This is a genomic window from Achromobacter veterisilvae, assembly GCF_900496975.1.
GTDB classification, from domain to species: Bacteria; Pseudomonadota; Gammaproteobacteria; order Burkholderiales; family Burkholderiaceae_B; genus Achromobacter; species Achromobacter veterisilvae.
On sequence record NZ_UFQC01000016.1, the window covers coordinates 136359 to 144803 of the forward strand.

5 protein-coding genes are annotated in these 8445 nt (G+C 66.6%); 2 read left to right on the forward strand and 3 right to left on the reverse strand.

Translation table 11 applies throughout. From position 1 onward, the window contains the following. The 3 genes from AVE30378_RS16750 to AVE30378_RS16760 all read right to left on the reverse strand — a co-directional run bounded on the left by AVE30378_RS16750 (position 1) and on the right by AVE30378_RS16760 (position 4160). A complete protein-coding gene (locus AVE30378_RS16750; protein WP_129242004.1) occupies positions 1 to 1233 on the reverse strand; it encodes a M20 family metallopeptidase in 1233 nt (410 codons plus the stop codon). Positions 1234 to 1238: 5 nt separating this feature from the next. After that, a complete protein-coding gene (gene uraD, locus AVE30378_RS16755; protein ID WP_129241991.1) occupies positions 1239 to 2999 on the reverse strand; it encodes a 2-oxo-4-hydroxy-4-carboxy-5-ureidoimidazoline decarboxylase in 1761 nt (586 codons plus the stop codon). Positions 3000 to 3143: 144 nt separating this feature from the next. Then, positions 3144 to 4160 (reverse strand): 1-aminocyclopropane-1-carboxylate deaminase, encoded by a 1017-nt coding sequence (locus AVE30378_RS16760; RefSeq protein WP_129241992.1) that lies wholly within the window; start codon positions 4158 to 4160, stop codon positions 3144 to 3146. 192 nt (positions 4161 to 4352) lie between these two features. Between AVE30378_RS16760 and AVE30378_RS16765 the strand changes: the two genes are divergently transcribed. Together AVE30378_RS16765 and AVE30378_RS16770 are read left to right on the forward strand one after the other, a co-directional pair. Then, positions 4353 to 4823 carry an Lrp/AsnC family transcriptional regulator gene (locus AVE30378_RS16765; protein ID WP_129241993.1) on the forward strand — a complete coding sequence of 157 codons (471 nt, stop codon included), beginning with the start codon at positions 4353 to 4355 and terminating at the stop codon, positions 4821 to 4823. A 329-nt stretch (positions 4824 to 5152) separates the two neighbouring features. Continuing rightward, complete coding sequence (locus tag AVE30378_RS16770) at positions 5153 to 8020, forward strand: 2-oxoglutarate dehydrogenase E1 component (RefSeq protein WP_129241994.1); 2868 nt, start codon at positions 5153 to 5155, stop codon at positions 8018 to 8020. Positions 8021 to 8445 lie beyond the last annotated feature (425 nt).

An 8445-nucleotide genomic window follows, 5' to 3' on the forward strand; every position in this document is an offset into this window, starting at 1 on the left:
TCAAGCCGGCGCGAGCAGGTCCGCCAGCGTGCGGGCGATGACCTTGGTGGCGCGGCGCAGGTCTTCCAGGACCACGCGTTCGTCGTTGCGCTTGGCGTGCGATTCCAGCACCGTGCGCGGCCCCGCGCCATAGATCACGCCGGGGATGCCGGCTTCGGCGTACAGGCGCACGTCGGTGTATAGCGGGGTGCCCATGGCGGGTATCGGTTCGCCGAACAGTTCCTGCCCGTGCTTCTGGATGGCTTGGACCAGAGGCTGGCTGCCGGGCAGGGGGCGCATGGAATTCGCCAGCAGCAGGCGCTTGATGTCCACCGCGATGCCGGGCCGGGACGCGGCGGCGTCGCCGATGACGCCGCGGATGTCCGCCTCGACCTCGGCGGCGTTTTCCTCGGGAATCATGCGCCGGTCCAGCTTGAACACCACTTTACCGGGAACCACGTTGGTGTTGGTGCCGCCTTCGATGCGCCCGATGTTCAGGTAGGGGTGGCTGATGCCCGGCACCCGGGACCGGATGTTCCGGTAGCGTGCGTTCTGCGCGTACAGCGCTTCGAGGATCCCGACCGCGGCCTGCAGCGCGTCCACGCCGCTGGCGGGGATGGCGGCGTGCGCCATCTTGCCGTGCACGGTCACTTCCATCTGCAGGCAGCCATTGTGCGCGGTCACGACTTCGTAGCTGAAGCCCGCCGCGATCAGCAGATCGGGCCTGGTCAGCCCTTGCGAAAGCAGCCAACCCGGTCCCAGCAGGCCGCCGAATTCCTCGTCGTAGGTGAAGTGCAGTTCGACCGCGCCTCGGCCTGGCCTGGCGACGGCCTCCAGCGCGCGCAGCGCGAAAGTGAAGCTGGCGAAGTCGCTCTTGCTGACGGCGGCGGCGCGGCCGTAGAGGCTGCCGCCGTCGATTTCGCCGCCGTAGGGATCGTGCTGCCAGCCGTCGCCGGGAGGGACCACGTCGCCGTGGGCGTTCAGCGCGATGCGCGGGCCGCCCGCGCCGTATTCGCGCCGCACGATGAGGTTGGTGATGGATTGCAGCCCGTAGTCGCGGACTTCCTGGGCCGGCACCGGGTGGGCCTCGGCCGGCAGGCCGAAGCCTTGCAGCAGTTCGGCCGTGCGTTCGGCGTGGGGCGCGTTGTTGCCCGGCGGCGTGTCGGTGGGCACGCGCACCAGTTCCTGCAGGAAGCGGACTTCCTCGTCGAAGTGGGCGTCGATCCAGGCGTCGAGCCGGGCGTAGTCGGTCATGGTCGTCATTTCGTGTCGTCGGCGAGCGCGTCGAGCAAATGCAGCATCGCCTGCGCGGCGAGCTGGATGTCGTCGCTGGAGGTGGATTCGCGGGGGCTGTGGCTGATGCCCGAGTTCTGGCCGCGCACGAACAGCATGGCCTGCGGCATGACTTCATGCAGTTTCATGGCGTCGTGGCCCGCGCCGCTGGGCATGCGGTGGACCGGCAGCCCCAGCGCGGCTACGGCCCGTTCCCAGCGCCGCTGCCAGGCGGGGTCGCTGGGCGCCGCGGCGGCGCGCATGCTTTCTTCCAGCGCATAGCGCAGGCCGCGCCGCTGGCAGACGGCCTCGAGTTCGGCCAGCACGTCGCGGGCCAGCGCATCGCGCTGGGCGTCGCTGGGCGCGCGCAGGTCCAGGGTGAAGCGGCACTCGCCGGGCACCACGTTGGTGGAACCGCCGGGCACTTCCAGCATGCCGACGGTGCCGACCGAGTTGCCGTCGCGGGCGGCGCGCCGTTCCACGTACAGGACCATCTCGGCCGCCGCGGCGGCCGCGTCGCGGCGCCGGTCCATCGGCGTCGTGCCGGCATGGCAGGCCATGCCCAGGATCTGGACCTGGTAGCGCAGGCAGCCGTTGATGGATGTGACGACGGCCAGTGGCAGCCCCATTTCATACAGCACGGGCCCCTGCTCGATGTGGACTTCGACGAAGCCCAGGTAGCGGGCGGGGTCCCGGCGCAGCGCCGGGATGTCCTCGGCGCGCAGGCCGGCGCGCGCCATGGCGTCGCGCATGCTGATGCCGTCCGCATCCTTCTGGTCCAGCCATTCGGGCCGGAAGCCGCCGACCAGGGCGCCCGAGCCCAGGAAGGTGGCCCGGTAGCGCTGGCCTTCCTCTTCGGCGAAACCGACGACCTCCAGGTGATAGGGCAGGCGCCTGCCGCGCCGGCGCAGTTCGCGCACGCAGGCCATCGGCACGAAGATGCCCAGCCGCCCGTCGTACTTGCCGGCGTTGCGCACCGTGTCGTAGTGGCTGCCGGTCAGGAGCGTGGGCGCGTCGGCGCGGCCGGCCAGGTACCGGCCCACCACGTTGCCCACGGCGTCGATCCCGACCTCGTCGAAGCCGCAGCCGCGCATCCATTGCGAAAGCTGCTGCGCGCAGGCGCGGTGCGCGTCGGTCAGGTAGGTGACGGTCAGCAGGCCTTTTTCCGCATAGCCCGGATCGCTGTGGGCGGCAAGCTGTTCGCCCCAGTCCCAGATATCGTTGCCCATGGCGGGCGCGTCGCCGAACCTGTCTTGCAGCCGGATTTCGGCGATGCGGTGGAGGTGTTGCAGCGCCTCTAGGAGTTCGGCGTCGGGCGGGTTGTCCAGGCGGCGCGCGAGTTCGTCGACGACCTGCCGGCGGGACAGCCCGGTCCCGCGCGGGCCGCGCAGGGCCAGGACGAAGGGGAAGCCGAACTTGGCGCCGTAGGCGGCGGCCAGCTCGCCCAGGCGGGCCTGCTGGTCCGCCGTTCCTTGCGCCACCCCGGCCATTTCCTGTTCGCGGGCCGATTCCCCGCCGGGCGCCGGGCCGGCCAGTTCGGGCTGGGCGCGCACGAGGGCCAGGCGGGCCTGCGCGTCCGCGTCGCCCACGGCCTGGCGCAGGCGTTGCCGCAGGTCGGCCAGGGAGCGGAACGGGCGGAATTGCAGCGCGCGTCCGGCGACCCAGGGCGCGGGCCCATACAGGCCGTCGAGCATGGCGGCGGCATCGGCGGGCGATGCCGAGTTGAGATGGGCTAGGGTGTGGGCCATGGCCGTCCTGTTCATGTTTTGTGCGGAAGTCATGTACATGATGGGTGCCGACCGCCCGGGCTGGCAAGCCCGGGAAGGCCGCAAGCCGGCCGGCGCTTTCAGCGCAGATCGCCGCTGGGCCAGCCCAGGGGGCCGTAGGCGCCCTTATCCGTTGCGGTACAGAAAGCTGTAGGCGTTGATCGCCGGCACCCCTCCCAGGTGCGCGTACAGGACCCGGGAGCCGGCGGGGATCTCGCCGCGGCGGACGAGGTCCATCATGCCCTGCATGGATTTGCCCTCGTAGACGGGGTCGGTCATCATGCCCTCCAGCCGGGCGCACAGGCGGATGGCCTCGTTGGTTTCGGCCGACGGCAGGCCATAGGCCGGATAGGCGTAGCGCGTGTCCAGCACCACGTCCTCGTCCCCGATGGCGCGGCCCAGCCCGACCATGTCGGCGGTGCGCCGCGCGATGCGCAGGATCTGCGCCCGGGTTTGGTCCGGCGTGGCGGAGGCGTCTATGCCGATGACGCGGTCCGCGCGCCCGTCGGCCGCGAAGCCCACCACCATGCCGGCCTGCGTGCTGCCGGTGACGGCGCACACGACGATATAGTCGAACTTGAACCCCAGTCCGGCCTCCTGGCGTCGCACTTCCTCGGCGAAGCCCACGTAGCCCAGGCCGCCCAGTTCGTGGTCGGACGCCCCGGCCGGAATGGCATAGGGCTTGCCGCCGCGCCGTTTCACGTCTTCCAGCGCCTCTTCCCAACTGCGCCGGAAGCCGATGTCGAAGCCCTGGTCGACCAGGCGCACGTCGGCGCCCATCAGGCGGCTCATCATGATGTTGCCGACCCGGTCGTAGACCGCATCCGAATAGTCCACCCAGTTTTCCTGCACCAGCACGCAGGCGAGCCCCAGCTTGGCGGCCACCGCGGCGACCATGCGGGTGTGGTTGGACTGGATGCCGCCGATGGTGACCAGCGTGTCGCAGCCTTGCTCCAGGGCTTGCGGGATCAGGTATTCGAGCTTGCGCAGCTTGTTGCCGCCGAAGGCCAGGCCGCTGTTGCAGTCTTCGCGCTTGGCGTAGATCTCGACCTTGCCGCCCAGGTGCGCGGACAGGCGTTCGAGCTTTTCTATCGGGGTGTCGCCGAAGGTCAGGCGATGGCGGGGAAATCGTTGAAGATCCATGCTGGCTCCTGTGGGTCTTGCCGTGCCGGCCGGGATGGCTCGGATGGAAAAATCATAGGAATTGCCGGGACCTTGGGTCAATTGCGTATTTTTATCGCCTTTCGCTATTAATATTTTCCAAAACAGAGAATGGAGAATTATTATTTGGTGCAGAAAATGAACCAAGAAATCTAATTTTCAGGGACATATGAAATGGCAGCCCTTTCCGGCCTGGACCGCATCGACCGCCAGATCCTGCGCGCGCTACAGCAGGATGCCCAGATCACCAACCTGGAGTTGAGCGCGCGGGTCCACCTGAGCCCCGCGGCCTGCCTGCGCCGCGTGGAGAAGCTGAAGGGCGAGGGCATCATCAGGAAGACGGTCGCCCTGCTCGAGCCCGCCGAGGTGGACATGGCCACGCTGGTCATCGTGGGCGTGGTGCTGGACCGCTCCACGCCCGAGTCCTTCACCGATTTCGAAGAGGCGGCGCGCGGCATCAGCGGCTGCCTGGAGTGCCACCTGGTGGCGGGCGAATTCGACTACTTTCTGATGCTGCGCATACGCGACCTGGAACGGTTCAACAAGCTGCACGCGGGCGAGATCATCAAACTTCCCGGCGTACGCCAGATCCGCACCTTTTTCGTATTGAAAGAGATACTGTCGACGACCGAGCTGCCGGTGTAATCGCGGCGAACGCGCAACACTTGTTTTGCACCGCACTAAAAATGACGCGCCGCCGCATTTTGGATTGACGGAATTTGATGGCAAGTAGACGGCGCAATGAACGGGGTTCGCTGGACATTCCACTGCCGCATGGAGGCATTCCCAATAGGCTTTTGCGTCACGCAAACGCAAGAAGACGCCCGTAAACTCAAAGGGTTATACTTTCGGCCATACGGCTTTCAAGGCTTGTACGCGCCTTCTGCCCCTGCTATCCGCTAAACGGGAAGCCCGTGTCGCGGAAGGTTTTCCCTGCATCGTGTCGAGTGAAGCACTCGTAAAGGTGAAGCGATATGTCTTCGGAAATAGAATCCCTATCCACGTCTTACTTGTTTGGGGGGAATGCCCCCTACGTCGAGGAGCTTTACGAAGCCTACCTCGACAATCCCGGTTCGGTACCTGACAACTGGCGCGAATACTTCGACCAGTTGCAGCACGCTCCCGCCACCGACGGCCAGGAATCCACCCGCGACCGGGCCCACGCTCCCATCGTCGAATCGTTCGCCCAGCGCGCCAAGGCCAACGCCTTCGTGCAGCGCTCCGCCGAACCCGACCTGAGCGTCGCCAGCAAGCAAGTCTCGGTGCAATCGCTGATCGCCGCCTACCGTTCGCTGGGTTCGCGCTGGGCCGACCTGGATCCGCTCAAGCGCCAGGAACGTCCGCCGATCCCCGAGCTCGATCCCGCCTTCTACGGCCTGACCGAAGCCGACCTGGACCAGACCTACTCGGCCACCAACACCTACTTCACGACCGCCAGCACCATGACGCTGCGCGACATCCTGAAGGCGCTGCGCGACACCTACTGCCGCAGCATCGGTGCCGAATTCACGCACATCTCCGACCCCGCCGCCAAGCGCTGGATCCAGGAACGCCTGGAAACCACCCTGGGCGCGCCCGCCTACTCGGCCGAAGAAAAGCGCCACATCCTGCAGCAACTGACCGAGTCCGAAGGGCTCGAGCGCTTCCTGCACACCAAGTACGTCGGCCAGAAGCGCTTCTCGCTGGAAGGCGGCGAAAGCTTCATCGCCTCGATGGACGAAGTGGTGAACCACGCCGGTGAAAACGGCGTCCAGGAAATCGTGGTCGGCATGGCCCACCGCGGCCGCCTGAACCTGCTCGTGAACATCATGGGCAAGATGCCCGGCGACCTGTTCGCCGAGTTCGAAGGCAAGCACGCCGAAGGCCTGACCGACGGCGACGTGAAGTACCACAACGGCTTCTCGAGCGACCTGTCCACCCGTGGCGGCCCGGTTCACCTGTCGCTGGCGTTCAACCCGTCCCACCTGGAAATCGTCAACCCCGTGGTCGAAGGCAGCGTGCGCGCCCGCCAGGAACGCCGCGGCGACGCCGAAGGCAAGCAAGTGCTGCCGGTGCTGGTGCACGGCGACGCGGCCTTTGCCGGCCAGGGCGTGGTCATGGAAACGCTGAACCTGGCGCAGACCCGCGGCTACGGCACGGGCGGCACGCTGCACATCGTCATCAACAACCAGATCGGTTTCACCACGTCCGACCCGCGCGACTCGCGTTCGACGCTGTATTGCACCGACGTGGTCAAGATGATCGAAGCCCCGGTGTTCCACGTCAACGGCGACGATCCCGAAGCCGTGGTGTTCGTCACCAAGCTGGCGCTGGACTACCGCCTGCAGTTCCGCCACGACATCGTCGTGGACATCGTCTGCTTCCGCAAGCTGGGCCACAACGAGCAGGACACCCCGTCGCTGACGCAGCCCCTGATGTACAAGCGCATCGGCCACCACCCCGGCACGCGCAAGCTGTACGCCGACAAGCTGACCACGCAAGGCGTGCTGGCCGAAGGCGAAGCCGACCAACTGGTCAAGGACTACCGCCAGTTGATGGAAGACGGGCAGCGCACCATCGAACCGGTGCTGACCGACTACAAGAGCAAGTACGCGATCGATTGGTCGCCGTTCCTGGGCGCCAAGTGGACCGACCAGGCCGACACGGCCGTGCCGCTGGCTGAATTGAAGCGCATCGGCGAACGCATCACCACGGTGCCGGAAGGCTTCACGGTGCACCCGCTGGTCGCCAAGCTGCTGAACGACCGCCGCACCATGGCCAAGGGCGAAATGAACCTGGACTGGGGCATGGGCGAACACCTCGCCTTCGCCACCCTGGTGTCCTCGGGCTACGCCATCCGCATCACCGGCCAGGACTCGGGCCGCGGCACGTTCACGCACCGCCATGCCGTGCTGCACGACCAGAACCGCGAACGCTGGAACGACGGCACCTACATTCCGCTGCAGAACGTGTCGGAAGGCCAGGCTCCGTTCACCGTCATCGACTCCGTGCTGTCCGAAGAGGCGGTGCTGGGCTTCGAATACGGCTATTCCAGCGCCGAACCCAACACGCTGACCATCTGGGAAGGCCAGTTCGGCGACTTCGTCAACGGCGCCCAGGTCGTGATCGACCAGTTCATCAGCTCCGGCGAAGCCAAGTGGGGCCGCCAGTCGGGCCTGACCCTGATGCTGCCGCACGGCTACGAAGGCCAGGGCCCCGAGCACTCGTCGGGCCGCATCGAGCGCTTCCTGCAACTGTGCGCCGACAACAACATGCAGGTGATCCAGCCGACCTCCGCGTCGCAGATCTTCCACGTGTTGCGCCGCCAGATGATCCGCCCGTTCCGCAAGCCGCTGGTGCTGTTCACGCCGAAGTCGCTGCTGCGCAACAAGGACGCGGGCTCGCCCCTGACCGATCTGGCCGGCGGCAGCTTCCGCCCGGTCATCGGCGAGGTCGACGAGGCCATCGACGCCGCCAAGGTCAAGCGCGTGCTGGCTTGCTCGGGCAAGGTCTACTACGATCTGGTCAATGCCCGCCGCGAACGTGGCGTCGACAACGTCGCCATCGTCCGCGTCGAACAACTGTATCCGTTCGCGCACAAGGCTTTCGAGACGGAACTGCGCAAGTACCCGAAGGCAACCGAGGTGATCTGGGTTCAGGACGAGCCCCAGAACCAAGGCGCCTGGTTCTACGTTCAGCATCACGTGTACGAGAACATGGTCGAAGGCCAGAAGCTGGGTTACGCCGGCCGCGCCGCGTCGGCTTCGCCGGCGGTGGGCTACCTGGCCAAGCACCAGGAGCAGCAGAAGGCCCTGATCGAAGCGGCTTTCGCGCCCAAGTTCAAGGTCATGTTGACGAAGTAACCCTCGCCCGATGCGTGCGCTGCGCGCGGCAGGTTTCAGAAATCCCTTTCGAAGCTTGCCGCGCCGCGCGATCAGAACACAAACCTCTACGGAACAAACAAAATGGCTATTACCGACGTCGTCGTCCCCCAACTCTCCGAATCCGTCTCCGAAGCGACGCTGCTGACCTGGAAGAAGCAGCCGGGCGCTGCCGTCGAAGCGGACGAAATCCTGATCGAAGTCGAAACCGACAAGGTCGTGCTGGAAGTGCCGGCGCCCGCCTCGGGCGTGCTGGCTGAAATCGTCAAGGGCGACGGCAGCACCGTCACCTCGGGCGAAGTGCTGGCCCGCATCGACACCGCCGCCAAGGCCGCCGCCGCCGCCACCGCGCCCGCCGAGGCGCCCAAGGCCAGATCGGAAGAGCACACGTCTGAACTCCAGTCACT